This is a genomic window from Ruegeria arenilitoris (assembly GCF_013032855.1).
Lineage (GTDB): Bacteria > Pseudomonadota > Alphaproteobacteria > Rhodobacterales > Rhodobacteraceae > Ruegeria > Ruegeria arenilitoris.
The window spans coordinates 445102-470346 of record NZ_WQDA01000001.1 but is presented as its reverse complement, the minus strand read 5'-3'; the positions used below and the strand labels follow the sequence as shown (position 1 = coordinate 470346).

Annotated in this window: 28 protein-coding genes; 10 read left to right on the top strand and 18 right to left on the bottom strand. The window is 63.9% G+C overall.

Features of this window, described 5'->3' with window-relative positions; all coding sequences use genetic code 11:
* The first annotated feature begins 84 nt into the window (after positions 1-84).
* The gene (locus GOW72_RS02245) at positions 85-516 is read left to right on the top strand and encodes a GFA family protein (protein WP_244952304.1); all 432 of its coding nucleotides are present in this window, start codon (positions 85-87) and stop codon (positions 514-516) included.
* A gap of 72 nt (positions 517-588) precedes the next feature.
* On the opposite strand, the gene dapD is transcribed toward GOW72_RS02245, so the two are convergent.
* The 3 genes from dapD to GOW72_RS02230 form a co-directional block, all read right to left on the bottom strand.
* On the bottom strand, positions 589-1416 hold the full coding sequence (gene dapD / locus GOW72_RS02240; RefSeq protein WP_149775516.1) for a 2,3,4,5-tetrahydropyridine-2,6-dicarboxylate N-succinyltransferase: 828 nt from the start codon (positions 1414-1416) through the stop codon (positions 589-591).
* Positions 1417-1535: 119 nt separating this feature from the next.
* Positions 1536-2135, bottom strand: a complete 600-nt coding sequence (locus GOW72_RS02235) for a GntR family transcriptional regulator (RefSeq protein WP_170364839.1) — start codon at positions 2133-2135, stop codon at positions 1536-1538.
* Between the two features lie 45 nt (positions 2136-2180).
* On the bottom strand, positions 2181-3098 hold the full coding sequence (locus tag GOW72_RS02230; RefSeq protein ID WP_170364837.1) for a threonine/serine dehydratase: 918 nt from the start codon (positions 3096-3098) through the stop codon (positions 2181-2183).
* A gap of 79 nt (positions 3099-3177) precedes the next feature.
* On the opposite strand from GOW72_RS02230, the gene GOW72_RS02225 reads away from it, so the two are divergent.
* Together GOW72_RS02225 and GOW72_RS02220 are read left to right on the top strand one after the other, a co-directional pair.
* Positions 3178-4020: an LOG family protein gene (locus GOW72_RS02225; RefSeq protein WP_093964208.1), complete on the top strand. Its 843-nt coding sequence runs from the start codon at positions 3178-3180 to the stop codon at positions 4018-4020.
* Between the two features lie 3 nt (positions 4021-4023).
* The gene (locus GOW72_RS02220) at positions 4024-5130 is read left to right on the top strand and encodes a cystathionine gamma-lyase (RefSeq protein ID WP_170342149.1); all 1107 of its coding nucleotides are present in this window, start codon (positions 4024-4026) and stop codon (positions 5128-5130) included.
* A 3-nt stretch (positions 5131-5133) separates the two neighbouring features.
* Here the strand turns inward: GOW72_RS02220 and GOW72_RS02215 are convergent, their stop codons facing one another.
* Positions 5134-5517, bottom strand: a complete 384-nt coding sequence (locus GOW72_RS02215) for a hypothetical protein (protein ID WP_093964407.1) — start codon at positions 5515-5517, stop codon at positions 5134-5136.
* A 179-nt stretch (positions 5518-5696) separates the two neighbouring features.
* Here GOW72_RS02215 and GOW72_RS02210 point away from each other — a divergent pair, with 179 nt between their 5' ends.
* The 3 genes from GOW72_RS02210 (at position 5697) to GOW72_RS02200 (ending at position 8730) form a co-directional block, all read left to right on the top strand.
* Positions 5697-6626, top strand: a complete 930-nt coding sequence (locus GOW72_RS02210) for a DnaJ C-terminal domain-containing protein (RefSeq protein ID WP_170360718.1) — start codon at positions 5697-5699, stop codon at positions 6624-6626.
* A complete protein-coding gene (locus GOW72_RS02205; RefSeq protein ID WP_170341224.1) occupies positions 6623-6967 on the top strand; it encodes a hypothetical protein in 345 nt (114 codons plus the stop codon). Before GOW72_RS02210 ends, GOW72_RS02205 begins: the two co-directional genes overlap by 4 nt.
* Positions 6968-7050: 83 nt before the next feature.
* Entirely contained in the window at positions 7051-8730 is a 1680-nt protein-coding gene (locus GOW72_RS02200) for a U32 family peptidase (RefSeq protein ID WP_170364835.1), read from the top strand.
* Here GOW72_RS02200 and GOW72_RS02195 read toward each other — a convergent pair.
* The 5 genes from GOW72_RS02195 to GOW72_RS02175 form a co-directional block, all read right to left on the bottom strand.
* Positions 8712-9332 (bottom strand): cytochrome P460 family protein, encoded by a 621-nt coding sequence (locus tag GOW72_RS02195; RefSeq protein WP_244952303.1) that lies wholly within the window; start codon positions 9330-9332, stop codon positions 8712-8714. The two genes, GOW72_RS02200 and GOW72_RS02195, sit on opposite strands and share 19 nt — an antisense overlap.
* A 216-nt stretch (positions 9333-9548) precedes the next feature.
* Positions 9549-10736, bottom strand: coding sequence for a dual-specificity RNA methyltransferase RlmN (gene rlmN, locus GOW72_RS02190; protein WP_170364829.1), 1188 nt, complete (start codon positions 10734-10736; stop codon positions 9549-9551).
* An 89-nt stretch (positions 10737-10825) separates the two neighbouring features.
* On the bottom strand, positions 10826-11203 hold the full coding sequence (locus GOW72_RS02185) for a lysozyme inhibitor LprI family protein (protein ID WP_170364827.1): 378 nt from the start codon (positions 11201-11203) through the stop codon (positions 10826-10828).
* Positions 11204-11290: 87 nt separating this feature from the next.
* Positions 11291-11458, bottom strand: coding sequence for a hypothetical protein (locus GOW72_RS02180; protein ID WP_170342136.1), 168 nt, complete (start codon positions 11456-11458; stop codon positions 11291-11293).
* Positions 11459-11619: 161 nt separating this feature from the next.
* Positions 11620-12153: an invasion associated locus B family protein gene (locus GOW72_RS02175; RefSeq protein ID WP_170342134.1), complete on the bottom strand. Its 534-nt coding sequence runs from the start codon at positions 12151-12153 to the stop codon at positions 11620-11622.
* A gap of 179 nt (positions 12154-12332) precedes the next feature.
* On the opposite strand from GOW72_RS02175, the gene GOW72_RS02170 reads away from it, so the two are divergent.
* Positions 12333-13331 carry an asparaginase gene (locus tag GOW72_RS02170; RefSeq protein ID WP_170364825.1) on the top strand — a complete coding sequence of 333 codons (999 nt, stop codon included), beginning with the start codon at positions 12333-12335 and terminating at the stop codon, positions 13329-13331.
* A gap of 3 nt (positions 13332-13334) precedes the next feature.
* Here GOW72_RS02170 and GOW72_RS02165 read toward each other — a convergent pair whose 3' ends face one another.
* The 8 genes from GOW72_RS02165 to hutI form a co-directional block, all read right to left on the bottom strand.
* The gene (locus GOW72_RS02165; protein WP_170364196.1) at positions 13335-13655 is read right to left on the bottom strand and encodes a YciI family protein; all 321 of its coding nucleotides are present in this window, start codon (positions 13653-13655) and stop codon (positions 13335-13337) included.
* Positions 13656-13674: 19 nt separating this feature from the next.
* Positions 13675-14112, bottom strand: a complete 438-nt coding sequence (locus GOW72_RS02160; RefSeq protein ID WP_170341210.1) for an SRPBCC family protein — start codon at positions 14110-14112, stop codon at positions 13675-13677.
* Entirely contained in the window at positions 14100-14429 is a 330-nt protein-coding gene (locus GOW72_RS02155) for an ArsR/SmtB family transcription factor (RefSeq protein WP_170364822.1), read from the bottom strand. The genes GOW72_RS02160 and GOW72_RS02155 overlap by 13 nt, the downstream gene beginning before the upstream one ends.
* 50 nt (positions 14430-14479) lie before the next feature.
* On the bottom strand, positions 14480-15358 hold the full coding sequence (serB, locus tag GOW72_RS02150) for a phosphoserine phosphatase SerB (RefSeq protein ID WP_170364820.1): 879 nt from the start codon (positions 15356-15358) through the stop codon (positions 14480-14482).
* Positions 15359-15430: 72 nt separating this feature from the next.
* The gene (hutU, locus tag GOW72_RS02145) at positions 15431-17113 is read right to left on the bottom strand and encodes a urocanate hydratase (RefSeq protein WP_170364818.1); all 1683 of its coding nucleotides are present in this window, start codon (positions 17111-17113) and stop codon (positions 15431-15433) included.
* Positions 17110-17925, bottom strand: a complete 816-nt coding sequence (hutG, locus tag GOW72_RS02140) for an N-formylglutamate deformylase (RefSeq protein WP_170364816.1) — start codon at positions 17923-17925, stop codon at positions 17110-17112. The genes hutU and hutG overlap by 4 nt, the downstream gene beginning before the upstream one ends.
* Entirely contained in the window at positions 17922-19460 is a 1539-nt protein-coding gene (hutH, locus tag GOW72_RS02135; RefSeq protein ID WP_170364814.1) for a histidine ammonia-lyase, read from the bottom strand. The genes hutG and hutH overlap by 4 nt, the downstream gene beginning before the upstream one ends.
* A complete protein-coding gene (gene hutI / locus GOW72_RS02130; RefSeq protein ID WP_170364812.1) occupies positions 19457-20665 on the bottom strand; it encodes an imidazolonepropionase in 1209 nt (402 codons plus the stop codon). Before hutI ends, hutH begins: the two co-directional genes overlap by 4 nt.
* A gap of 81 nt (positions 20666-20746) precedes the next feature.
* Here hutI and GOW72_RS02125 point away from each other — a divergent pair, with 81 nt between their 5' ends.
* The 3 genes from GOW72_RS02125 (at position 20747) to GOW72_RS02115 (ending at position 24436) form a co-directional block, all read left to right on the top strand.
* The gene (locus GOW72_RS02125) at positions 20747-22108 is read left to right on the top strand and encodes a formimidoylglutamate deiminase (protein ID WP_170364809.1); all 1362 of its coding nucleotides are present in this window, start codon (positions 20747-20749) and stop codon (positions 22106-22108) included.
* 28 nt (positions 22109-22136) lie between these two features.
* Positions 22137-22841, top strand: coding sequence for a histidine utilization transcriptional repressor HutC (locus GOW72_RS02120; RefSeq protein ID WP_170364807.1), 705 nt, complete (start codon positions 22137-22139; stop codon positions 22839-22841).
* 77 nt (positions 22842-22918) lie between these two features.
* Positions 22919-24436, top strand: coding sequence for a malonate--CoA ligase (locus GOW72_RS02115; RefSeq protein ID WP_170364805.1), 1518 nt, complete (start codon positions 22919-22921; stop codon positions 24434-24436).
* Here GOW72_RS02115 and GOW72_RS02110 read toward each other — a convergent pair whose 3' ends face one another.
* Positions 24437-25165, bottom strand: coding sequence for a metallophosphoesterase (locus GOW72_RS02110; RefSeq protein ID WP_170342110.1), 729 nt, complete (start codon positions 25163-25165; stop codon positions 24437-24439). It abuts the gene before it with no gap.
* Positions 25166-25245 lie beyond the last annotated feature (80 nt).

Sequence of the window (25245 nt, the reverse complement as noted above, 5' to 3'; positions counted from 1 at the left end):
CGGTTCCCGGATGCCGTGTCGTTTTTTGACGCGCTCAGGCCCACCGTCCAGTCAGACTGGTCGCGAAAAACGACGGAGGACATCATGACCAAACGCGGCCGCTGCCTGTGCGGTGAAACCCGCTGGGAGTTTGAGGGCGCCGAGACCTGGAGCTGCTACTGCCATTGTGACGATTGCCGCCGCAACTGCGCCGCGCCCGTGGTCGCGTGGTTGGGCGTTCCCTTGCGCAATTTCCGATGGACCGCCGCAACACCGCGTAGTTTTGCCAGTTCGAAAGGCGTCCAGCGGCATTTCTGCGCAACCTGTGGCTCTCCGATGGGGTTCGAGGCCGACCACTATGAAGGCGGGATGCACCTGTACGCGGCCTCGTTGGAAGACCCTTCGGACTTTGCGCCAGCCTTTCACGTCAATTATCAAAGCAAGCTGCCTTGGCTGGAACTGCGCGATGACTTGCCGAAATACGAAGGCACCCTTCTGCACGCGCCCGAGGATCTTGCCGACTACAAGACGGGATAGGTCCGACCCTGCCGAACAAAAAAGGCCGCGGACCAGAGCCGCGACCTTTGGAACTTTGAACAATGCCTGCGATCAATCGCGCAGCAGCTCGTTGATCCCGGTCTTCGAGCGGGTCTTTTCATCCACCCGCTTCACGATCACCGCACAGTACAGGTTGATCCCGTTCTTTGACGGCATCGAACCGGACACCACCACCGAATAGGGCGGCACCTCGCCATAGAACACCTCGCCCGACTCGCGGTCGACGATCTTGGTGGACTGGCCGATATAGACGCCCATGCCCAGAACCGAGCCCTCGCGGATGATGCAGCCCTCGACCACCTCGGAGCGGGCGCCGATGAAGCAGTTGTCCTCGATGATGGTCGGGCCGGCCTGCATGGGTTCCAGCACGCCGCCGATGCCGACGCCGCCGGACAGGTGGACGTTCTTGCCGATCTGCGCGCAGGACCCGACGGTGGCCCAGGTATCGACCATCGTGCCTTCGTCCACATAGGCGCCGAGGTTCACGAAAGACGGCATCAGCACCACGCCCGGCGCGATATAGGCCGACTTGCGAACCACGCAGTTGGGCACCGCGCGGAAACCGGCCGCGCGCCACTGGTTTTCACCCCAGCCGGCGAATTTGCTGTCGACCTTGTCCCACCAGCCGCCGCCCTGCGGGCCGCCGGACTGAATTTCCATGTCCTTGATGCGAAAGCCCAGCAGAACCGCCTTCTTGGCCCACTGGTTCACATGCCAGCTGCCATCGGCCTGCTTCTCGGCGACCCGCAGCGTGCCGCTGTCCAGCGCGTTCAGCGTGTCCTCGATCGCTTCGCGCTGTTCACCGGTGGTGGCGGGCGTGATCGTGTCGCGGGCCTCCCATGCGGCCTCGATGGCGGTTTCCAGTTGGGCGTTGGACATGGGGTTACTCCGTGCTGACTCTCGTTTGGTTGGTGTTGCCTATATGAAAGCCGGGGCCAATGCGCAATGCGACGTTGGCGGAGCCGTTTGCGGCCACCCGGCGCGAAAACCCGTCGGTCTCAGCTGGCGCGGCGGATATGGCGCACCAGAATCGCTGTGGCCGTGGCGGTATCGCGGCGCTTCATCGCCTGCACGATGGCGGCGTGATCGGTGTCTTTCCGCTGGACCCAGCGGTGACGCCAATGGGCGAACAGATGGCGGGCGCTGGCGATATGCAGATCGTCGATCGTATGCAGCAGGCGCGGCCGCGCGCAGGATGTCAGGATCGCCCGATGAAAGGCGCGGTTCCGGGTTTCCCATGTGGGCATGTCCTGCGCCTCGTCGCAGGCGATGCGGGCCTTGTCGGCCGCCTTGAGATCCGCCGGTGTCAAATTCTGGATCGCATGTTGCAGAGCCAGCGATTCCAGGGCCACGCGCATCTCGATCACCTCGCGCACCTCAGCCGGGTCGAGCGCGGTGACGCGCATGCCGCGCCGTGGTTCGCTGTGGGCCAGACCATGCGCCTGAAGCCGCAACAGCGCCTCGCGCACCGGGACATGGCTGGTGTCGAACGCCCGCGCGATGTGGTCCTGCCGCAGTTTCTCACCCGCAGGCAGCTCGCCCGTGATGATGCGCTGGCTGAGCCGGTCATAGATGGAATCTGCAATCGTGGCGGTCATGGAATTTTATCTATAATCCCAAGGCCCGGCCCTCAAGGCGCAAATTCAGACGGTCAGAGGGTCAGGTGCGATATTGCCCCCGCAGACCAGAACCGCGACCCGTTCGCCCGGTTCCGGCGTGTAGACGCCCGAGGTCAAAGCCGCCAGGGCCGTCGCGCCCGCCGGCTCGACCAGAATGCGGTGCGCCTGCCACAGGCGCTGCTGCGCCTCGGCGATCGCGTCATCGCTGACCAGCACCGACGTCATCCCCTGCGCCAGCCCGAAACAGATGTCGCCGATCCGCCGCGCACCCAGCGCGTTGGCGGCTATGCCGGAAACGGACACATCCACGGGCGCTCCGGCCTGCAACGCCGCGTTCAAGGCACATGAGGTTTCCGGCTCGACCGCAACGACCTTGCGCGCGCCCTGAAACCAGGCCAGCGCCCCCGCAATCAGCCCGCCGCCGCCCACTGCCACCAATACGGTATCGGCCTGCAGGCCCTGGCTGTCCCATTCGGCAAAACAGGTGCCCTGCCCGGCCACGGTGGCCGGCGCATCATAGGCATGGATCTGCATCGCACCTGATCGATCTTCGTGGTCACGCGCCATCGCCAGGGCGTTTGCGTATTCACCCGGCACCACGCTCAGATCCGCGCCGATCCGTTCGATCAGAGCAATTTTGGACGGTCCGGCCATTTCGGGCACGAAGATCTTGGCCGGATGGCCCAGCGCCTGCGCGGCATAGGCCGCAGCCGCACCGTGGTTCCCACCCGATGCCGCCACGACCCCTGCCGCCGGCACATCGAGGCTGAGCAACGTGTTGAACGCCCCGCGCGCCTTGAAACTGCCGGTGTGCTGGAAATGCTCCAGCTTCATCTCGACCGGCTGCGCCAGTCCCAGCGCGTCGCTTGTCATGACCGGTGTCACCTGCGCGTGGCCATTGATGCGTTCGGCTGCGGCCGAAATTTCCGTCTTCCAATCCATTCTCGTCTTTCCGTGACTGGCACTCTGCCCGCGAACCCTATAGCTGTTTGAAAAACACGCAAGCAGGGACCCCCCAGCAATGAGAGAAGACCGCCTCAGCCCTTTCCGCGATGCGCATACCGACCGCTCGACCGCAAGCGAAGTCCCCGACACGCCGCAGACACGCTCGCCCTCGTACCGGCTGGCCTTTGCCGATGACGATTTCCTCTGCCGCGAGGAACTGCGGCCCGTTCGTCTGCAACTGGAACTGCTGAAGCCCGAAATGATCATGGCCGAACGCCAGATCACGTCGACCATCGTGATGTTCGGCGGCGCGCGAATCCCGGAACCAGCCAAAAAGGACAGCGCCCGGACGGCCACGCTGGCCGGTCTGTCGCAATACTATGACGAGGCGCGCGAATTCGCCCGGCTGATGACCGAGAAATCCAAGCAAAGCGGGTGCCGCGAGAACGTCATCGTCACCGGCGGTGGCCCCGGCGTGATGGAGGCCGGAAATCGCGGCGCCAAGGATGCCGGTGGCTGCTCGATCGGGCTGAACATTGTGCTGCCGCACGAGCAGGCGCCCAATGCCTATGTCACCCCTGAGCTGAGCTTTAATTTCCACTATTTCGCCATACGCAAGATGCATTTCCTGATGCGCGCCCGTGCGATCACTATCTTCCCCGGCGGGTTCGGCACGATGGATGAGTTGTTCGAGTCCCTCACCCTGATCCAGACCGGCCGGATGGAGCGCGTGCCGTTCCTGCTGTTCGGGCGCGAGTTCTGGGAGCGGGTGATCAATTGGGAAGCGCTGGCCGATGCCGGGACCATTTCCGAAGAGGATCTGGACCTGTTCCGCTTTGTCGATACCGCGCAGGAGGCGGTCGACATCATCGAGCGCTGGGAACCCGCCCCGCCGCGCGACGACATTCCGGGGCGCTGAGCGATGGAGCGCACCCCCAAGACCGGTGAGATGCTGCATCTGCGCGGCAATGCCCTGAGCAAAGGCGAACCAGTGGCGCTGCCGCTGACCCAAAGCAGCATGTTCCACCTGCCCGGCGCGCCGGACGGGCACCCTACCTATGGCCGCGTGGACAACCCGACCTGGACGCAGGTCGAGCATGTGCTGGCACATCTCGAAGACGCACCCTGCCTGATCTTTCCGTCCGGCATGGGCGCGATTTCGGCCGCGTTGTTCGCCACCGTGCGGGCGGGGTCGCGCATCCTGATCCCGTCGGACGGGTATTATGTCACCCGCCTGCTGGCCGACCGGTTCCTCGCCCCGCTGGGCGTGTCGGTCGAAGAGCGCCCCACGACCGCATTTGCGCAGGGCGGATTCGACGGGTTCGATGTTGTCTTCGTCGAAAGCCCGTCCAACCCCGGGCTCGACATGATCGACCTGGCGCAGGTGGCCCGCGATGTGCGCGCCGCGGGTGGCATCACCATCGCCGACAACACGACGCTGACCCCGCTGGGACAGCGCCCGCTGGACCTGGGCATCGACATCGTCGTCGCCTCGGACACCAAGGCGATGGGCGGGCATTCCGACCTGCTGATGGGCCATGTGGCCAGCCGCGATGCCCAGATCATGGAACGGGTCGAGGAATGGCGCCGCGTCTCGGGCGCGATCCCAGGCCCGCACGAAGCCTGGTTGCTGCATCGCGGGCTGGAGACGCTGGACGTCCGGTTCGACCGCATGTGCAGCTCGGCGCAGGTTCTGGCCGAACGGCTGGCCGATCATCCGGCGGTCACGCAGATCCGCTATCCCGGCCTGCCGACGGACCCATCGCACGATCTGGCCCGAGAACAGACCGCACGGTTCGGCTTTCTGCTGACGATCACGCTGGCCTCGGAAGACCAGGCCGAACGGTACATCAATGGCTGCCCGCTGTTGCGCCCGGCCACCTCCTTCGGTGGCGTGCACAGCTCGGCCGAGCGGCGCGCGCGCTGGGGGGATCAGGTCGATCCCGGTTTCGTGCGCCTGTCGGTCGGGTGCGAACCGGTGGACGAGCTGTGGCAGGCTCTGAACGACAGCCTGAATGCGCTGGCCTGAGCCTTATTTCTTGGGCTCGCGCAGTTCAGTGAACACATAGATCGGCAGCAGAACCCCGGCGATCAGGGCGCCCAGCCAAACCAGCAGCGTCGCCGCAAGCAGGTTCGAGATGCCGCCCACGGTCAGCCCCGCGGCGACCAGATCGGTGATCAGCAGGCCCACGAAGGTGACCACCAGCGCGATGCCGCCCTTCAGCGCCGGCACGTTCTTTTCCCCGATCTTCAGGATCAATGGCTCGGCCACGACCTGAACCAGGGTGAACACGATCACCACCACGATGAAGGACACCGGCTTGATCGAAAAGCCGGTCAGCAACAGGCTGGCCAGCAACAGACCGATGGCATTGCCCGCCAACAGGGCCAGGGCCGACTTGATTCTGCGTGACATGCGTTTGACTCCATCCGCAACAGTTCGAAACATGCGGATACTATCAGGATGCCGGAATTTTTCGAGAAAATTCAATCTCCTCGGTATTCGGTCCTGTTGAAATTCCATGACACGGCACAATCTGAAAGGTTAACTGCCAACAACATCCACTGGCGAAACCCATCAGAAACGAGAGATATATGAGCGACAATCCATATTCGGTGTTGGGCGTCTCGAAAGACGCCAGTGCCGCCGAAATCAAGAAAGCCTACCGGCGCATCGCCAAGGACTGCCACCCGGACCTCAAGCCCGGGGACGCCAAGGCCGAAGCCAAGTTCAAGGCCGCCGCCGCAGCCTATGACCTTTTGAAAGACCCCGAAACCCGGGCAAAATTCGACCGGGGCGAGATCGACGCCTCGGGTCAGGAACGCCCGCAGCAGCAATACTACCGCGAATATGCGGAAACCGCGGGCAACCCTTATCGCGCGGGCGGCGGGGTCGAGGACGACGACATGTCCGACATCTTTGCCCAGTTCTTCGGCAACCGTGGCAATGGAGGCTTCAACGGGGGGCGTGCGCGCGAGTTTCATGCGCCCGGTCACAACGTGAACTACAGCCTGCAGATCAGCTTCCTGGATGCCGTGTTTGGCGCCACGCAAAAGCTGACCCTGCCCAGTGGCGACCGGATCGAGGTGAAGATCCCCGCCGGCATCACCGACGGCCAGACCATCCGCCTGCGTGGCAAGGGCGCGCCGGGCTATGGCGAGGGGCCGCCGGGCGACGCGCTGGTCACGATCCGCGTGGCCGAACACCCGGTGTTCAAGCGCGAGGGCGACGACATCCGCATCACCCTGCCGATCACCATCGACGAGGCCGTTCTGGGCGGCAAGGTCCCCGCGCCCACGATCGACGGCCGCGTGAACGTGACCGTGCCCGAGGGCACAAGCAGCGGCAAGACCCTGCGCCTGCGCGGCAAAGGCGTCAGGAAACGCGGCTCGGACAAACGCGGCGACCAGCTGATCGAGCTGAGCGTGGTGCTGCCCGACAAGATCGACGACGAACTGAAGCAGTTCATGCAGAACTGGCGCAAGTCGCACAGCTATGACCCGCGGAAAGGAATGCCGGCATGACCCGTTCTCTGACCGAAGCCGAACTGATCGAAGCCGTCCAGAACCTGACATCAGAGCGGTTGTCCCGGTTCCTGTCCGCCCGGATCGTGATCCCACGCCAGTCCGACCAGGGGCTGGTCTACGAGCGGCTGGACATGGCTCGCCTGCAACTGGCTTGCGAGTTGGATGACCAGTACGAGATGGAGCCCGACGCCCTGTCGATGGTGCTGTCGCTGATCGACCAGATGCACGGCCTGCGGGCAGAACTGCGCGAGGTGCTGCGCGCCATCGACGCCCAACCCGACCCGGTCCGCAGCCAGCTGGTCGAACGGATCGGAACAGCGCGGTTCCGCCGCGGCTAGGACCTGTCTGCAAGGCGGGTTGCCCTTCTGGACTCGGTGGTTTTGCCTTAGAAGGCGCCATCGAGTCGGAACCGGGTGATGCGATGACACGGACCAAGTCGGAATTGCTGATGCCTGCAGGCAATCTGCGCAAGCTGAAACTGGCCATCCTGTACGGGGCGGATGCGGTGTATCTGGGCACGCCCGACATGTCTCTGCGCACCAAGTCCGAGTTTTCGCTGGACGAGGTGATTGAAGGGGTCGAGTTCTGCCACGCGCATGGCCGCCGCGCCTATCTGACGCTGAACTTGTTTTCGCACAACAAGGACATCCCCAAGCTGGACGAATACATCGACACCGTGCGCAAGGTACGGCCGGACGGGTTGATCATCGCTGACCCCGGCGTGTTCCAGTACGTGCGCGACCGCGCGCCGGAACTGCCGCTGCACATCTCGACCCAGGCCAATATCTGTTCGTGGCTGTCGGTGAAGTTCTGGCAGGACCAGGGGGCCGAACTGGTGGTGCTGGCGCGCGAGGTCTCGTACCCCGAACTGGTGGAAATCCGCGAGAAATGCCCCGACATCCGACTTGAGGCTTTCGTGCACGGCGCCATGTGCATGACCTATTCGGGCCGCTGTCTGCTGTCGAATTTCATGGCGGAACGCGGCGCCAACCAGGGCAATTGTGCCAATTCTTGCCGCTGGAACTATGCGCTGAAGCTGCGGCTGAAGGACGGCACTCTTCAGGACCTGCGGATCACCAAAGAAAACGCCGACCTGTTCGAATTTCTGCTGGAAGAGGGCTGCCGCCCGGGTGAACTGATGCCGATCGAAGAGGATGATCGCGGCTCGTACATCCTCAACTCGCGCGATCTGTGCATCATGCCCAAGCTGGACGAATATCTGAAGATCGGCGTCGACAGCCTCAAGGTCGAGGGGCGCGGCAAGTCGGAATACTATGCCGCCATCGTCGCGCGCGCCTATCGCATGGCCATCGACGATTATTATGCCGACCCCGAGAACTGGGACCCGAAGCCTTACATGCGCGAGTTGGAGACCGTGGGAAACCGCGGCTACACGCTGGCCTTTCACGAAGGGCGGCTGACCAATTACGCCCATGATTACGAACACACCGCGACCATCGCCCAATGGGAATATGCTGGGCTGGTGACCGACGTGACCGAGGATGCGTTCCTGGTCGAAGTGAAGAACAAGCTTGAACCCGGCGACGTGCTGGATTTCGTCTCGCCCATCTCGCGCGAGACGGTCCTGCTGCGCGTCTACGAATTCGAGCGCGCCAGTGACGGCGCCAGGCTGGACGTGGTGCATGGCAGCACGAAAACCGTGATCCGCCTGCCGTTTGCCCTGTTCGATCACGAAGACCCCGACGACCTGCGCGCCCGTTTCCCGGTATATTCGGTCCTGCGCAAGGAGCGCGCCCTGACCGACGAACATTGGAGCCGCATCCGTTTTGACAAGCTGGTGCAGGGCTTGGAAACCTCGGGGCGCGACAATCCAGCCGCCTATGCCCGCCGCCGGGACGAGCTGGTGGAGAAGATCGGTCAGGACGGCAGCGCGCGCCGGTTCAAGACCAACCGCGTGGGCACCGAGGGCTGTTGCGGCAAGGGGTGCAACGGCTGCCTGATCTTCTGGCAGGATGACAAATACGCCCTGGCGCGCGAGGTTCTGTCAAAACGCAAGCAGGGAGAGCAGCTCAGCCGGCGCGAGGCCGCCGCCCTGAAACTGCCCGGCGACGCGGCCCGCGATCAGTTGCCGACGCGGTAATCCTCGGGCACGAAGAACGTATAGTCGCGGTCAGCCACAGCTTCGTGGCAGTCATGGCAATAGGCAACCGCCCCCGCGCGATCCCCCATCGTGTCACCGAACAGAGACCCGTCGGGCATCACCATGACATAGCGCCAGTCGGCGGTGTCGGGGCTGGTGCCTTCGGGCAGTTTCTCCATCACGAACAGGGCGCCGGGATGCACCCGGCCCTCATCCGTGACGGTCATGCTGTCCTTGGCCAGAACCGAGCCCACGGGCAGCTTTTCCCCCGGTTGCAAGGTGCCGTAATTGTGGGCCATCCGGTTCGCATAGCTGTTGACGTAGCGCTGCCCATGCGTGGCCGACAGGTACGGCGCATCGTTGAACAACGGCCAGTTCTGATAATTCATCAGTTGATCCAGATGCGCGGTGGCATAGCCGCGATCCATCTGTTTCCTGAGGGCGCGATAGTGCTGCCGCGCGTCCTCTTTGCTCAGGTCCGCCGGATTCTCGATCGCCAGATGCGCCTCGGTCTCGTTGGATTGCGCCCATGCAATGGCGGCGCTCGATGCCACCAATACGGCGGTCATGCAGATCGTGGACAGTTTCGTCAGTGCGTTCATGTATTGGCCCACCCTGTTCAAGGCTTGCCTGAATTCCGCAGATTTCCCCGACAAATATGAGCGGACTGGACGAAACGCACCAGAACCGGACTGTCCAACTCACCGTCTTGTGCGCAGATTTTACGTGCGCGCAACCGCGCACCTCTCATGCCTCAAGACTACCAAATTCAGCCGTAGAATTACAGACCATTTGCCCGCGAACCCGCGGGCATCGGATCAACCTTTCAGCCCGGCCTCGGCCTCGATCTGGCGGCGCGACTTGCGGGCGCGCTCGGTGGCCGATTTCAACTGACCGCAGGCGGCCATGATGTCCTCGCCCCGCGTCTTGCGGATGGGCGAGGCGTACCCGGCCTGATAGATGATGTTGGCAAAGGCCCGGATCCGGTTGTTCGAGCTGCGCTTGTAGGGCGCGCCGGGCCACTCGTTGAACGGGATCAGGTTGATCTTGGCCGGAATGTTGTGGCGTTTGATGTGGTCGATCAGGCGATGCGCGTCCTCGTCGCTGTCGTTCACGCCGTCCAGCATCACGTATTCAAAGGTGATCCGCTCGGAATTCGACGCGTTGGGATAGCTGGCCAGCGCCTGCAGCAGTTCCTCGATGTTCCAACGCTTGTTGATCGGCACCAGAACGTCGCGCACCTCGTCCGTGGTGGCGTGGAACGAGATCGCCAGCAGGCAGCCGATCTCTTCCGCCGTGCGCGCGATTTCGGGCACCACGCCCGACGTCGACAGAGTGATCCGCCGGCGCGACAGCGAAATGCCCTCGGGATCCATCGCGATCTTCATCGCGTCGCGGACGTTTTCGAAATTGTAGAGCGGCTCGCCCATGCCCATCAGCACGATGTTGGAGAGCAGGCGCGTCTCGTTCTTGGGCGCGCCCGGGGTGGGCCATTCGTCCAGATCGTCACGCGCCATCATCACCTGACCGATGATCTCGGCCGCAGTCAGGTTGCGCACCAGCTTCTGCGTTCCGGTGTGGCAGAACGAACAGGTCAGCGTGCAGCCCACCTGCGACGAGATGCACAGCGTGCCGCGATCCTCTTCGGGGATGTAGACGACCTCGACCTCGTGCCCACCGGCGATGCGCACCAGGTACTTGCGGGTACCATCTTCCGAGACCTGGCGGGTGACCACCTCGGGGATTTCGATCACGAAATTCTCGGCCAGCTGCGCGCGATAGGCCTTGGCCAGATTGGTCATCTGGTCGAAGTCGCGCACGCCCCATTGATAGATCCACTGCCAGATCTGGTTCACCCGCATCTTGGCCTGCTTTTCAGGCGTGCCATGTTCGATCAGAACCTCGCGCAGCCGGTCGCGGGTCAGACCGACAAGGTTGATCGTTCCCTCGGGCAATTTGCGGGGAATGGTCATGACATCCTGGGTGATCGGCGCTTTGGCGGACATGGCGGTTCTCGGGCGTTCTGGCTTGGGATGCGCCTCTATATAGGAACGCCGGCAAAGATCAAAAGGATTCGTGAGAACCTGTCCGGACGTCAGTCGAGGAGCCGCAACAGTTCGGTGACACGGGCCCGCCCCAACTCGACCCGGCACGAGGTGATCGCAATGCCCGTTCCTGATCCACCACCAAAAGACGCGCCAACTGCTTCGCACTGCGCATCGCGATAAGTCTTCCAGGCCTCTTGAGAAGTTTCAAGCGCTGGCAAGGCAACAGCCCGACCCGTCACTTCGTCCAGTTCCTTCGCCGCATCGACTGCGAACCCAAACGCCGCGACCAAAGCGGCCTCGACATTGGTCTCGGCCCGACCGACGCATGTCCCGATCTCGACCTGAGATCCGGCATCGGTACATTCCAGCGCCGGGTCTGCAAATGCCGATACCGGAAGAAGAATTGCTGCCCAAACCCAACGCATGTCCGTCTCCTCGCCTGTCTACCCATGGTTTCAGACAGAGCTTAGCACAGTGGTCAGGCTTGGGCACGTTTTAGGTGCAGCGAGCGATCACACCCCGGCTGGCGGGATGTAGCAGTCCTCGGCATCCAGTGTCTTGACCGGATCATTCGGGCCGCATTGCTCGCCCGTGACCGGATAGGTTTCGGTGGATTTCTCGCACGCGCTCAGAGTTGCCGCTGCAACAATCAGAACCGCAATAAGGGGTTTGGTCGACATGTCTGGACTCCTTCTTTGTTGTCTGAACCGATTGGTTCAGAAATCGAATCCATCAGCCTTGATGCGGATCAAGTTTTGGTGCCGACGTTGCGTAAACGGATGCGCAAAAACGCAAAACCCCGCCATTTTGGCGGGGCATGAGATCTGGACGGGTTGGGCAGTTATTTGGTGCAGCGCTTCTCGGCGTCTTCGATGGCTGCGGTAAAGCCCAGCAACGAGAACGTGTCCTTGGTCTGGGTGCCGCGTTCGGACCGTGCGGTCAACACGGCCTCGGTCCCGCGCTTCATCGCCGTGACGATCTTGGCATCATCCGCGGCGCTGGCGGGCCACGCCCACTCGCCCTCGGTGAACAGTTCGAACTCGGACCCGTCGATTTCCAGGTTCACCGTGGACCCGGGGGCGAATGGGTAGCCTCCGGTGAATGTCACCTGACCTTTGACCTCGGCGTTGGGGCGATAGAACACGAACAGCAAAATGTCGCTGCGACGCACCGATACCACACGGCCACCGCGGGTATTCACGGTCTCCTTGGGGGCGGATACGCTCCAGCACTCGGTCGGATCGTCTTCGACGAACACGCTCCAATCAGTCTGAGCGGACACACGGTTCGTACTGGTCGCCTGCTGGGCGATCGCTGTCGTGGCCATCCCTGCCACACAAAGGCCCGCGCATACGCGGGCGAGCATTGTTTTCATTCGTTCAGCCTCCTGGCTCGACCCACACCTCAACTCCATCCCGGAAGGCCGCGAACCCTGACGGTCCGTCTGTTGCAGTTGCGCATCCGGATGATTGCCGACATACACACACTAACGCAGGTTTCGCCACAGGCGAAAGGGCGATTGGCAGAATTTTGCGCACATTCCGGAGGGACGACATGACGCAGCCAGTACCGATGACCGAACTGTGGCGCGGACCGCTGTTGGAGAGCCTTCATCTGGGCCATGCGGTGATCTGCGACGACAGCGGTCAGATCGTGCGCAGCTGGGGCGATCCGAACGCGGTGATCTATCCGCGGTCGTCGGCCAAGATGATCCAAGCGCTGCCGCTGATCACCTCGGGCGCGGCGGCCAAATACGGGCTGGGCTCCGAGCATCTGGCGCTGGCCTGCGCCTCGCACAACGGCGCGGCGATCCATACCGAGCGCGTGACCGCCTGGCTGGATCACCTGGGCCTGTCCGAGCCCGATCTGCGCTGCGGCCCGCAGGAGCCGGCCGACATGGCCGCGCGCGACGGCCTGATCCTGGCCGATGACACGCCCTGCCAGATCCACAACAACTGTTCGGGCAAGCATTGCGGGTTCCTGACCCTGGCCCAGCACATGGGCGCAGGCCCCGAGTATATCGAGATCGACCACCCCGTGCAGCAGGCCTGCCTGTCGGCCTTCGAAGAGACAACGGGCGAGGACAGCCCGTGCTACGGGATTGACGGCTGCTCGGCGCCCAATTTCGCTACTTCACTGGTGGGGCTGGCGCGATCGATGGCGTGGTTTGCCTCGGCCGGCGACCGGTCGGACCGGGCCAGCGACGCAGCGTTGCAATTGACCCGGGCGATGGTCGCCCACCCCGAGCTGGTGGCCGGCGAAACCCGCGCCTGCACCGAAATGATGCGGGCGATGAACGGCCGTGCCGCGATCAAGACCGGGGCCGAGGCCGTGTTCGTCGCGATCATCCCGGAAAAGAAGATGGGCGTGGCGCTGAAGATCACCGATGGCGCCACCCGCGCCAGCGAGTGTGCCATCGCCGCCATTCTCGTCAGCCTCGGCGTGCTCGAGGCCGATCACCCGGCCACGCGCAAATTCATGAACGCCACGCAATACAGCCGCCGCGGGCTGGAATGCGGCGTGATCCGCCCCGCACCGGGTTTCCCCGGCTGAGGGTCACATCTCGATCTCGTGGATCTCGGCCACCTCGACCGAGCCCGAGCCGTTGACCACCATGGGGCAGCCCTTGGCCATCTCGGTGGCGGCTTCGATGCTGTCGGCCTTGACGACGGTAAAGCCCGAGGCCGGGTTCGGCCCGCCATTGTCGGCCACGCCATCGGCGCTGACGGTATGGGACTGACCCACCGGGTTGCCGGGGATTTCCAGCGCCGGCCCCATGTTCTGGAACCACGCGCCCCAGGCGGCCATGGTGGCTTCGATCTCGGCCGGGTCGGTCGGCGTGGTGCCGCCGTGATAGACAAACAGGTACTGAGGCATTTTCTGGTCTCCCTTTTGGTCAGACGGGGTTGGCAAGCCGGGCTTCCAGCTTGCGCAGCGACGAAGTCCAGCCGCTTTCATGATTGGCCGAGACGTCGTCATCGCCCAGATCGCGGTGATCCAGGATCAGGCGCGCTCCGGTGTCGGTCGGCTCGACCGCCAGCTTCACATGGCTCTCGGCGCCGCGCTGGTCCTGGTCGTCATGCCAGCCCCAGGTGAACCCGACCGAGTTCGGTGGGTCCACATGGGTCACATGCCCGGACACCTTGAAACGCTGCCCCTCGCGATTGACCATGACCGAATACCACGGACCTAGGCGCGAGAAATCCAGATCGTGCTCCGGCACCTCGACCCCTTCGGGCCCCCACCACTGCAACAATCTGGTTCCGTCGCTGATCCAGGCGAACAGGGTTTCGGCGCTGACCGGAAAGTCGCGCACCAACTTCAGGTCGGCCATGAGGAGTCCTCCTGCAGAATGTCGCCCAGGCGGTCCAGGCTGGCCTCCCAGAACTGTCGTTTCGAGATGGTCCATTCGGCAATCGCCCGCAGCCCCTCGGGGCGGATCGAATAGATGCGCTGGGTGCCGTTCACGCGCTGGTTCACCAGCCCGGCCTGCCGCAGCACCTTCAGGTGCCGGGAAATGGCCGCGCCGGACATGCCCTTGCCCTGGGCTAGGTCTCCGGCAGGCAGTTCGCCGTGATCCATCAGTTGTTCAACGATCGTGAATCGGGTCGGGTCGGACAGGGCCGAAAAGGCATCGAGCAGCGTGTTCATAGCTATTGATTAACACGAATGTTAAACAATGGGAACCCGAAACCGTCGGATCAGCCCCGCGCAAAGTCCGATCGGGCATATCCCTGCAGGTACAGCAGCGCGGTCAGGTCGCCATGGTTGATGCGCACGTCGCATTGCGCGGCGACCGAGGGCTTGGCGTGCAGGGCCACGCCTGTTCCGGCGCGCTCCAGCATGCCCAGGTCATTCGCCCCGTCGCCCACGGCGATCACTTCGGCCTCGGAAATACCCAGCCGGGCCGATATCTGCTCCAGCGCCTCGACCTTGGCCTGACGGCCCAGGATCGGGCGCTGCACGTCACCGGTCATCTTGCCGTCCTCCGCCAGTAGCGTGTTGGCGCGGTTCTCGTCAAAACCCAGCAGCTCGGCCACGCGGGCCGTGAACGCCGTGAACCCGCCCGAGACCAGCGCGGCATAGCCACCATTGGCCCGCATCGTCGCCACCAGTTCGCGGCCGCCCGGCATCAGGGTGATGCGCTGGTTCAGCACCCGGTCGATCACCGACACGTCCAGCCCCTTCAGCAGGCCCACCCGCTCGGTCAGCGCGCCTTCGAAATCCAGCTCGCCATTCATGGCGCGGGCGGTGATGTCCTTGACCCGCTCGCCTACCCCGGCCTCGTCGGCCAGTTCGTCGATGCATTCCTGCTGGATCATCGTGCTGTCCATATCGGCCAGCAGCATCTTCTTGCGGCGGCCCTCGGCCGGCTGCACCACCAGATCGACGCACAGTTTCTGCAGGTCGGCCCAGACATCCCAGCGGTTGGCCGGAACCCCCGGCAAGGCAAATTCGGCCGCCTCGTCGGGGCTCAGCCACTGGATGTCGCCCCCGCCCCAGGCATTGCGCAGCGAGTCGATCAGCGCCCCGTCCAGCGACGGCGTCTTGGGGTTGGTCAACAGGGTGGCAACGTACATCTTGATCCTCCGGCAGCCTGCCCTGCGCATATCGCAGGTGCAGCATTTCCGCCAGAGGCCAATTCCGCGCCGCTAGCCCAGAATGCCCGGCAGGCGCAGCCCGTGTTCGCGGGCGCAGTCCTTGGCGATGTCATACCCCGCATCCGCATGACGCCACACGCCCGAGGCCGGGTCGTTCCACAACACCCGCTCCAGCCGCCGCGCGGCGTCCTCGGTGCCGTCGGCGCAGATCACCACGCCCGCATGCTGGCTGAAGCCCATGCCGACCCCGCCGCCGTGATGCAACGACACCCAGGTAGCGCCGCTGGCGGTGTTGATCAACGCGTTCAGCAGCGGCCAGTCCGACACGGCGTCGGACCCATCCAGCATCGCCTCGGTCTCGCGGTTGGGGCTGGCGACCGAGCCGCTGTCCAGATGATCCCGTCCGATGACGACCGGAGCGCTCAGTTCTCCGTTCGCGACCATCTCGTTGAAGGCCAGACCCGCGCGGTGCCGGTCGCTCAGCCCGATCCAGCAGATCCGCGCGGGCAGGCCCTGAAACGCGATCCGGTCACGGGCCATGTCCAGCCAGCGATGAAGATGCTCGTTCTCGGGGAACAACTCCTTCATCTTGGCGTCGGTCTTGTAGATATCTTCGGGGTCGCCCGACAGCGCGCACCAGCGGAACGGGCCGATGCCACGGCAGAACAGCGGGCGGATATAGGCCGGGACGAAACCGGGAAAGGCAAAGGCGTTCTCAAGCCCCTCGTCCTGCGCCACCTGCCGTATGTTGTTGCCATAGTCCAGCGTCGGCACGCCCACGTTCCAGAAATCGACCATCGCCGCGACATGCTGCTTCATCGAGGCGCGTGCGGCCTTTTCCACTGCTTTAGGGTCTGTTTCCCGCTTTTCGCGCCATTGCGCCAAGGTCCAGCCCAAGGGCAGATACCCGTTGATCGGATCATGGGCGCTGGTCTGGTCGGTTACGATGTCGGGGCGCATCCCACCGGCGGCCATGCGGCGGTAGATCTCGGGAAAGATCTCGGCCGCATTGCCCAGCAGACCCACGGACTTCGCCTCGCCCGCCTTGGTCCAGCGGTCGATCATGGCGAGCGCCTCGTCCAGCGTTTCGGCCTTTTCATCCAGGTATTTGGTGCGCAGGCGAAAATCGATGCTGTCAGGATTGCATTCCACCGCCAGACAGCAGGCCCCGGCGAAGACTGCCGCCAGGGGCTGAGCTCCGCCCATGCCGCCCAGCCCACCGGTCAGGATCCATCGCCCGGTCAGGTCACCACCATAGTGCTGGCGCCCGGCCTCGGCGAAGGTTTCATAGGTGCCCTGAACGATGCCCTGCGTGCCGATGTAGATCCACGACCCGGCCGTCATCTGGCCGTACATCATCAGGCCCTTCCGATCCAATTCGTTGAAATGGTCCCATGTGGCCCAGTGCGGCACGAGGTTGGAATTGGCGATCAGCACCCGCGGCGCGTCCTTGTGCGTGCGGATGATCGCCACCGGCTTGCCGGACTGCACGATCAGGGTTTCGTCGGACTCGAGATCCTTCAAACTGGCCACAATAGTGTCGAAATCCTTCCAGGTCCGCGCCGCACGGCCGATGCCGCCATAGACCACCAATTCGTGCGGGTTTTCGGCCACGTCGGGGTGCAGGTTGTTCATCAGCATCCGCAACGGGGCCTCGGTCAACCAGCTTTTGGCATTCAGGTCCGGCCCGGTCGGCGGAAAGACGTCTCGGGTGTTCTTGCGCGGGTCACTCATTTCGGGGCTCCTTTTTCGGCCAGCGCGCCGGACAGGGCCAGGACACGCAGGCGGTCAAGCATCTCTTGCAGGTGCGGGCGCAGGCGTTCAGCCCGGTCCGCGCGCCAGGTCCAGGGCGGGGTCTCGTCCATATAGGCGCGTTGGGCGATCTCCATCTGGATCGCATGTATGCCCTTGTCCGGGCGGCCATAGTACCGGGTGGTCCAGCCGCCTTTGAACCGGCCGTTCAGCACCGCGGTACAGCCCGACGCCTGGGCCACGGCATCCACCGCCTGCGCGACCTCGGGCGCACAGGTGGTGCCGTCATTGGTGCCCGTGTTGAACACCGGCAGTTCTCCGTCGAACAGGAAGGGGATCCGCGACCGGATCGAGTGGCAGTCGAACAGGATCGCCACGCCATGCCTGGCCCGCACCCGCTCCAGTTCTTCCTGCAACGCGGCGTGGTAGGGGGCGTGGAACTTCTCGCGCCTCTCCTCGATTTCATCTTCCGACGGCTTCTGACCTTCCAGCCATATGGGGCGCCCGTCGAAATCGGTCAGAGGCACCAGGGTCGTCGTGTTCTGCCCCGGATAGAGCGACACGTCCGCCGGATCGCGATTGGCGTCGATCACATAGCGGTGCACGCGGGACTGAACCACCGTCGCATCGCCCAAAAGCCCCTTATAGAGCCTGTTAATGTGCCAATCCGTGTCGGCCAACGCCCGACCGGTCTGGTTCAGGCGCACGTGGATCTCCTCGGGCACGAAGGTTCCGCCATGCGGTTGGCCCAGCACGATCGGGCCCTGCCCCCGCTGCACCTCGACCACGGTCATGCCGTCACCTCCGGCAGCGGTACGCCCAGCGCCTCGAGGATCGCGCCGCTGGCCACAAGATCCTTGGCCTGCTCCAGCTCCGGGGCTAGGTACCGGTCCTCCGCCAAAGGCGGGATATCGGCGCGCAGCCGCGCAATCACCCGCTGCAAGGGCGCGCTGGTGACCAGCGGGGCGCGGAACTCGACGCCCTGGGCGGCGCAGAGCAGTTCGATCCCCAGAATATGGTTCAGGTTTTTCACCATGCGCGTCAGACGCCGCGCCCCATGGGCGGCCATCGAGACGTGATCTTCCTGGTTGGCCGAGGTGGGCGTGCTGTCGGTGACGCACGGATTGGCCAGATGCTTGTTTTCGCTCATCAGCGCGGCGGTCGTGACCTCGGCGATCATGAATCCGGAATTCAAGCCCGGATCGGGTGTCAGGAATGGCGGCAGATCGAAGCTGAGCGTCGGATCCACCATCAGTGCGATCCGGCGTTGCGCGATGGCGCCGATCTCGGACAGGGCCAGCGCGATCATGTCGGCGGCAAACCCCACCGGTTCGGCATGAAAATTGCCGCCCGAGACGATCATGTCGGGATCGGACAGCACCAGCGGGTTGTCGGTGGCCGCGTTGGCCTCGGTCTGCAGGGTGGCGGCAGCCTGCCGGATCACGTCCATCGCGGCACCGGTGACCTGCGGCTGGCAGCGGATGCAATACGGGTCCTGCACACGGCTGTCGCCCTCGCGATGGCTTTCGCGGATTTCCGACCCCTGCAGCACGGCGCGCATGGCGCTGGCGGCCTCGATCTGGCCGCGATGGCCGCGCAGAGCATGGATCTCGGGCTGCAGCGGCGCGGTGGAGCCCATGATGGCATCGGTCGATACGGCCGAAACGACGAGCGCATTCTGCGCCGCGCGCCAGCCCTCGAACAGGCCCGCCAAGGCGTAGGCCGTCGAAAACTGGGTGCCGTTGATGAAGGCCAGCCCCTCTTTCGGCCCCAGCTGAACAGGCTCTAATCCGGCCTTTTTCAAGGCTTGTGCGCCTGGCATGACCGTACCGTTCAGCTCGGCTTCGCCTTCGCCGATGATCACCGCCGTCATGTGGGCCAGCGGCGCCAGATCACCCGAGGCCCCCACCGAGCCCTGCGCCGGGATCACCGGTGTCACGCCACGGGCCAGCATCTGCTGCAGCAGGTCCACCAGCACCCACCGCACCCCAGATGCGCCGCGCCCGAAGGACAACAGCTTGAGCGCCATCATCAGGCGCGCCAACCGCCGCGGCACCGCCGGGCCGACCCCGCAGCAATGGCTGAGGATCAGGTTGCGCTGCAGCGCCGAGGTGTCCTTGGCCGCGATCTTTAGGCTGGCCAGCTTGCCGAAACCGGTATTCACGCCATAGACGGGCTGGTCACCGGCGGCGGCCTCGGCGATGCGGGCGGCGGCGGCCTCGAAAGCCGGGCGACAGCCCTGATCCAGAACCACCGGCGTTTCGTTCCAGTAGATCTCCGCCAGTTGGGCCAGCGAGACCAGCCCCGGAACCAAGGTCAAAGCGCTCATGCCTCCCCTCCGAAAATGCGCGCGTGCAGCGGGTTGAACCCGATCCGATAGGCCAGCTCGGCCGGGTGAGAGACGTCCCACACGGCCAGATCCGCCCGCTGCCCCGGCGCTATCGTGCCGGCATCACTCAGCCCAAGCGCGCGGGCGGCATTGCGGGTGACCCCGGCTAGTGCCTCGGCCGGGGTCATTCGAAACAGGGTGCAACCCATGTTCATCGTCAGCATCAGCGACGTCAGCGGCGAGGACCCCGGGTTGCAATCGGTGGCCAGGGCCATCGGCACCCCGGCCTTGCGGAACAGGTCGATCGGCGGGGCCTGCGTTTCCCGCAACGTGTAGAATGCCCCGGGCAGCAGAACGGCAGTCGTTCCGGCCTCGGCCATCGCCGCCACTCCGGCGGCGTCCACATATTCGACGTGATCGGCTGACAGGGCGCCGTAGGAGGCCGCTAGCCGGGTCCCGCCGAGGTTCGACAATTGCTCGGCATGCAGCTTGACCGGCAGCCCCAAATCACGCGCGGCGTCGAACACCCGGGCGATCTGCACGGTGTCAAAGGCGATGCCCTCGCAGAACCCGTCGACCGCGTCGACCAGCCCCTCGGCATTGGCCGCACGCAGGGTCGGGATGCAGACCGTGTCGATATAGGCGTCTGCGCGCCCCGTAAATTCGGGCGGCACTGCATGAGCGCCCAGAAAGCTGGTCCGAACCCGCAGCGGGCGCTGCTTTGCAATTTCCCGGGCCGCGCGCAACATGCGCAGCTCGGTGTCCTGATCCAGTCCATAGCCGGACTTGATTTCAATGCAGGTCACACCCTCGGCCAACAACGCATCTATGCGAGGCAGTGCCTCTTGGATCAGGTCCTGCATACTGGCGGCGCGTGTGGCGGTGACTGTCGACAGAATGCCCCCTCCGGCGCGCGCGATCTCCGCGTAGGTTGCCCCGTTCAGCCGCATTTCGAACTCAACCGCCCGGTTACCCCCGAAAATCGCATGCGTGTGCGGATCGATCAGGCCCGGAGTGATCAACCGATCCGCAAAATCGACGATCGGCCAGTCGGTGTGATCCGGCGGCAGATCTCGGTGCGGTCCGATCCATTGGATCCGGCCCGACGAAACAGCAATCGCCGCGTCTTCGACCAAGCCATAGGACGCAACCCCATCCGCCATGGTTGCGATCCGCCGACAACAAATCACCGAATTTCTGGTCATCGCGATTCTTTTGGACTCCCCTCGGGTTTCAATTTTTCGTATACGTGTAAAAAATTAAAGTCTACACAAAAAGAGACGCCGATGCAGATCCACGCCAAAACCGCCTTGTTAGGCTCTGACTGGGTTTCAGACCTGCGGGTCGAAACTGCGAATGGCGTCATCACCGGATTGGAGACCGGTGCGCGTCCGCAGTCGGCCGACATCTGCGTTGATGTCCTGCTGCCAGCCTTGTCGAACCTGCACAGCCACGCGTTTCAGCGCGCTATGGCAGGTATGACCGAGTTTCGCGCAGCCGGGCGGGAAAGCTTCTGGTCCTGGCGAAATCTGATGTACCGCTTTCTGGACAGGTTGACGCCCGAGCAGATGGAGGCCATCGCCGCGCTGGTGTTCCTTGAGATGCAGGAGGCCGGATATGCCGCAGTCGGGGAATTCCACTATGTGCATCACCAGCCCGGCGGCGCGCCCTACGACCAGCTTTCCGAGCTGAGCCAGCGGATCTTCTCAGCAGCTTTGCGGACGGGAATCGGTCTGACCCATTTGCCGGTTCTCTATTCCTACGGCGGCGTCCGGCAAGAGCCCCTGTCTGGCGGCCAGCTGCGGTTCGGCAATGACGTGGACCGGTTCATGGACTTGTATCACGAGTGCCGATCGGCTGCCGCAGATCTTGCCGCGGACACGGTGGTCGGCATCGCGCCGCACTCGTTGCGCGCCACCTCTCCCACAGACTTGGCCCTGCTGCTGGCGCAGGTTCCGGAGGGTCCGGTTCACATCCATATCGCCGAACAGGTGAAAGAGGTCGAGGACGTGCAATCCGCTTTGGGCCAACGCCCGGTCGCCTGGCTTCTGGACAATGCCCAGGTCGACTCACGCTGGTGTCTGATCCATGCCACCCAGATGAACGACGCCGAAACACGCGCTCTGGCGCGTTCGGGGGCCGTGGCCGGCCTGTGTCCAATCACAGAAGCCAATCTGGGCGACGGGATCTTCAACGGAGTGCCCTACCTTGACGCTGGAGGACGGTTCGGTGTCGGATCAGACTCCAACGTGCGGATTTCTCTGCCAGAGGAGTTGCGCAGTCTGGAATATTCCCAGCGCCTTCGCGACCGATCCCGCGCGGTTCTGGCGGCAGCCAACGGTTCCGTGGGACATGCGTTGTACACCGGCGCGGCACAAGGCGGGGCGCAGGCTCTGGGCCGCAACGCCGGAGAGATCGCGGTCGGCAAACTGGCCGACCTGGTGGCAGTTGACCGGTCGCACCCGACGCTTTGCGCGCTGGCGGATCATCAACTTCTGGACGGCTTGTGCTTTGCCGCACCCGATGGTCTGGTAACGGATCTGTGGTCGGCGGGCCGTCATATGGTGCGGGATGGCAGGCATATTGCGCGCGAGACGATAATCAGAGACTACAAAGCCGCGATTGCAGACCTTTTGACCGACGTCTGACCCGACAAAGAACTGAGTTGAGATCAAGATGACCCAGACCGCTGACACGACAGGCTACAAGGAAATCAAGCAGACTGTGCTTGACCGCATCCGCTCGGGTCAGTGGCTGCCGGACATGTTGCTGCCCAACGAGCAGGACCTTGCGGTCGAGTTTTCCTGCACGCGTACAACGGTCAATCGGGCACTGCGAGAACTGGCCGAGGAAGGATTTCTGGAACGTCGCCGCAAGGCCGGTACCCGGGTGCTGAGCGCGCCGCAGAGACAGGCCCGGTTCACCATCCCGCTGGTCCGGGAAGAGGTCGAGGCTCTGGGCGGCACCTACCGCTATGCACTTGTCTCGGCCCAAGCCGAACAGGCGCCCGACTGGCTGGCCGCGCGGCTGGCGCTGGGTTCGGATCGGCGGGTGATGCATGTGCGCTGCATGCATTTTTCGGACAACACCCCGTTTCAGTTCGAAGATCGCTGGATCGTTACAGCCAGCGTCCCGCCTGTCGAACAGGCTGATTTCTCGACGCTGGGGCCCAATGAATGGCTGATCCAGACGGTCCCCTTCACCAATGTCGAGCTGTCTTTTCTGGCAAGCCGCGCCGATGCCGAACTGGCCGGGTTTCTGGACGTGACGGTTGGCGAGCCGGTTTTTACCGCGGAACGTATCACTTGGTTGCAAGGCAGCCCGGTTACCTTCGCCAAGATGTATTTCGCGGCAGGCTACCGGATGACCACCCGGTTCTGAGGTTGTCCGGGCCTTTACCGCGGCCCGATTCCGGTACAGTTTCGCCTTGACCGAACAACGGCAACACGGAGAACGGGATGAGCAACCCGCTATACGATCGACTTTTCGGCATTCACGCGGGCAAGACAACGCCGTTCCTGCATCTGCCGGACGGACGCGTTCTCTCACATGCCGATTTCCTGGACATGGCGGCCCGGATCGCCAACGCTTTGACGGCCTGCGGACTGGAACCCGATGACCGCGTTGCGGTGCAGGTCGCGAAATCGCCCGAGGCGCTGGCGCTTTATGCAGCCTGCGTTCAGGCCGGGCTGATCTTTCTGCCGCTGAATACCGCCTATACGACAGACGAGCTGCGGTATTTCATCGAAAACAGCGGTGCTCGGATGGTTGTCGCGGATGCCAAATCACAAGCCGATATCGAGCCGATTGCCCAAGCGCAGGATGCGATGCTCGAAACCCTGAACGCGGACGGTTCCGGCAGCCTGATGCGGCGCGCGCTTGGGATGTTGCCAGCCTTCGAACCCGCGCACAGGACCGAGGATGACCTCGCAGCTTTCCTTTACACATCGGGCACCACCGGGCGGTCAAAGGGCGCCATGCTGACGCAGGCGAATCTGCTGTCGAACGCCGAAACGCTGGTACGGGAGTGGCGCTTCACCGCGGATGACGTGTTGCTGCACGCGCTGCCGATCTTTCACACCCATGGCCTGTTCGTGGCCACCAATGTCATGCTGTCGGCCGGTGGATCGATGATCTTTCTACCGGGCTTCGATCTGGACGACATCTTGCGCCTGATGCCCAAGGCCACCTCGATGATGGGTGTGCCGACCTTCTATACTCGTCTCTTGGACGACGACCGGTTTACCGGGGATCTGACCCGGCACATGCGGCTGTTCATATCCGGTTCGGCGCCGCTGCTGGCCGAAACCCACACGCGGTTCGAGCAACGCACCGGCCACCGCATCCTGGAACGCTATGGCATGACCGAGACCAATATGAACACCTCAAACCCCTATGACGGCGAGCGTCGGGCCGGAACCGTGGGCTTTCCGCTGCCGGGGGTAGAGTTGAAGATCACCGACCCCGAAACGGGCGATCCGCTGCCGCAGGGCGAGATCGGCATGATCGAGGTGCGCGGCCCGAACGTGTTCAAGGGTTATTGGCAGATGCCCGAGAAAACCGCCGCCGAACTGCGCGAGGACGGGTTCTTCATCACCGGTGATCTGGGCCGCATCGACGCGGACGGCTATGTGCATATCGTTGGGCGCGGCAAAGACCTGATCATCTCGGGCGGCTACAACATCTATCCCAAGGAAGTCGAGCTGGTTCTGGATGACCAGCCCGGCGTGCTGGAAAGCGCGGTGATCGGCGTACCGCACCCGGATTTCGGGGAGACCGTGCTGGGCATCCTGGTGCCCGAGGCCGGCGCGGCGCCGGATCTGGATGCGATCATGGAGGCGGTGAGCCAAAGCCTTGCCCGTTTCAAACATCCCCGCAGGCTGATCCTGCTGGACGAACTGCCGCGCAATACGATGGGCAAGGTGCAGAAAAACGCCCTCCGCGAGGCCTACAAGAACATGTTCGCGGGCGGCTGATCAGGGGCGCAGCGGCACGCGTCCGGCTTCGGTCAGCAGCCAGCAGTCGCGCCCCTCGAACACGGCAACCCCGGTTTGGCGGCCATAGCCCGCGCCGCTGTCCAGGTTGATGCGGTTCCCGTAATGGGTGGGGCGGTCCACCACCGTGTGGCCATGCACGATCAGCTTGGGGTGCGGGGTTTCGCAGGCGTGAAAACTCTGACGGATCCAGACCAGATCGTCCTCGGCCTGCGCGCCCAGCGGCACGCCCGGCCGGATGCCGGCGTGGACAAAGGCAATCTCGGGGGTCTGATGCATCCGCACCAGGTCGCGCAGAAAAGCCCTGTGCGCGACCGGCACTGCCGCAACGGCCGCGCGATGCACATCCTGCAGCCGGGTGCGGTCTTCGAACTCGACGCCATAGCTGCGCAGGGTTTCGGTGCCGCCCAGCCGCTCGTGCAGCCAGTGGTAGCCGACCAGAAGATGCGGATCATGGCGCGGCTCATCCTGCAGGAACCACGCGAACATCCGGTCATGGTTGCCCAGCAGCGTGACCCAGTTCCGCCCGGCGTCGCGCCCGGCAATCAGCCGGTCCAGCAGGCCCTTGCTGTCGGGGCCGCGATCGACGTAGTCGCCCAGAAACACGATCCGCGCATCACGCCCGCCATCCTGTTCGATCAGAGACAGGGCGCGGTCGAACTCGGCCGTCTGGCCGTGCAGATCACCGATGGCGTAGATGGGCGCAGTCATGTCCATGTCTCCGTTCCGGGCCGGGTTGGAATTGCAGGCATTTGCAACAGCAACGCCTGCACCGGGTGGGTGCAGGCGTC

Excerpts from the sequence above, each read along its gene's own strand:
- GOW72_RS02245 (WP_244952304.1), top strand. The coding sequence starts at position 85 with ATGACCAAACGCGGCCGCTGCCTGTGCGGTGAAACCCGCTGGGAGTTT.
- dapD (WP_149775516.1), bottom strand. The coding sequence starts at position 1,416 with ATGTCCAACGCCCAACTGGAAACCGCCATCGAGGCCGCATGGGAGGCC.
- GOW72_RS02235 (WP_170364839.1), bottom strand. The coding sequence starts at position 2,135 with ATGACCGCCACGATTGCAGATTCCATCTATGACCGGCTCAGCCAGCGC.
- GOW72_RS02230 (WP_170364837.1), bottom strand. The coding sequence starts at position 3,098 with ATGGATTGGAAGACGGAAATTTCGGCCGCAGCCGAACGCATCAATGGC.
- GOW72_RS02225 (WP_093964208.1), top strand. The coding sequence starts at position 3,178 with ATGAGAGAAGACCGCCTCAGCCCTTTCCGCGATGCGCATACCGACCGC.
- GOW72_RS02220 (WP_170342149.1), top strand. The coding sequence starts at position 4,024 with ATGGAGCGCACCCCCAAGACCGGTGAGATGCTGCATCTGCGCGGCAAT.
- GOW72_RS02215 (WP_093964407.1), bottom strand. The coding sequence starts at position 5,517 with ATGTCACGCAGAATCAAGTCGGCCCTGGCCCTGTTGGCGGGCAATGCC.
- GOW72_RS02210 (WP_170360718.1), top strand. The coding sequence starts at position 5,697 with ATGAGCGACAATCCATATTCGGTGTTGGGCGTCTCGAAAGACGCCAGT.
- GOW72_RS02205 (WP_170341224.1), top strand. The coding sequence starts at position 6,623 with ATGACCCGTTCTCTGACCGAAGCCGAACTGATCGAAGCCGTCCAGAAC.
- GOW72_RS02200 (WP_170364835.1), top strand. The coding sequence starts at position 7,051 with ATGACACGGACCAAGTCGGAATTGCTGATGCCTGCAGGCAATCTGCGC.
- GOW72_RS02195 (WP_244952303.1), bottom strand. The coding sequence starts at position 9,332 with ATGAACGCACTGACGAAACTGTCCACGATCTGCATGACCGCCGTATTG.
- rlmN (WP_170364829.1), bottom strand. The coding sequence starts at position 10,736 with ATGTCCGCCAAAGCGCCGATCACCCAGGATGTCATGACCATTCCCCGC.
- GOW72_RS02185 (WP_170364827.1), bottom strand. The coding sequence starts at position 11,203 with ATGCGTTGGGTTTGGGCAGCAATTCTTCTTCCGGTATCGGCATTTGCA.
- GOW72_RS02180 (WP_170342136.1), bottom strand. The coding sequence starts at position 11,458 with ATGTCGACCAAACCCCTTATTGCGGTTCTGATTGTTGCAGCGGCAACT.
- GOW72_RS02175 (WP_170342134.1), bottom strand. The coding sequence starts at position 12,153 with ATGAAAACAATGCTCGCCCGCGTATGCGCGGGCCTTTGTGTGGCAGGG.
- GOW72_RS02170 (WP_170364825.1), top strand. The coding sequence starts at position 12,333 with ATGACGCAGCCAGTACCGATGACCGAACTGTGGCGCGGACCGCTGTTG.
- GOW72_RS02165 (WP_170364196.1), bottom strand. The coding sequence starts at position 13,655 with ATGCCTCAGTACCTGTTTGTCTATCACGGCGGCACCACGCCGACCGAC.
- GOW72_RS02160 (WP_170341210.1), bottom strand. The coding sequence starts at position 14,112 with ATGGCCGACCTGAAGTTGGTGCGCGACTTTCCGGTCAGCGCCGAAACC.
- GOW72_RS02155 (WP_170364822.1), bottom strand. The coding sequence starts at position 14,429 with ATGAACACGCTGCTCGATGCCTTTTCGGCCCTGTCCGACCCGACCCGA.
- serB (WP_170364820.1), bottom strand. The coding sequence starts at position 15,358 with ATGTACGTTGCCACCCTGTTGACCAACCCCAAGACGCCGTCGCTGGAC.
- hutU (WP_170364818.1), bottom strand. The coding sequence starts at position 17,113 with ATGAGTGACCCGCGCAAGAACACCCGAGACGTCTTTCCGCCGACCGGG.
- hutG (WP_170364816.1), bottom strand. The coding sequence starts at position 17,925 with ATGACCGTGGTCGAGGTGCAGCGGGGGCAGGGCCCGATCGTGCTGGGC.
- hutH (WP_170364814.1), bottom strand. The coding sequence starts at position 19,460 with ATGAGCGCTTTGACCTTGGTTCCGGGGCTGGTCTCGCTGGCCCAACTG.
- hutI (WP_170364812.1), bottom strand. The coding sequence starts at position 20,665 with ATGACCAGAAATTCGGTGATTTGTTGTCGGCGGATCGCAACCATGGCG.
- GOW72_RS02125 (WP_170364809.1), top strand. The coding sequence starts at position 20,747 with ATGCAGATCCACGCCAAAACCGCCTTGTTAGGCTCTGACTGGGTTTCA.
- GOW72_RS02120 (WP_170364807.1), top strand. The coding sequence starts at position 22,137 with ATGACCCAGACCGCTGACACGACAGGCTACAAGGAAATCAAGCAGACT.
- GOW72_RS02115 (WP_170364805.1), top strand. The coding sequence starts at position 22,919 with ATGAGCAACCCGCTATACGATCGACTTTTCGGCATTCACGCGGGCAAG.
- GOW72_RS02110 (WP_170342110.1), bottom strand. The coding sequence starts at position 25,165 with ATGACTGCGCCCATCTACGCCATCGGTGATCTGCACGGCCAGACGGCC.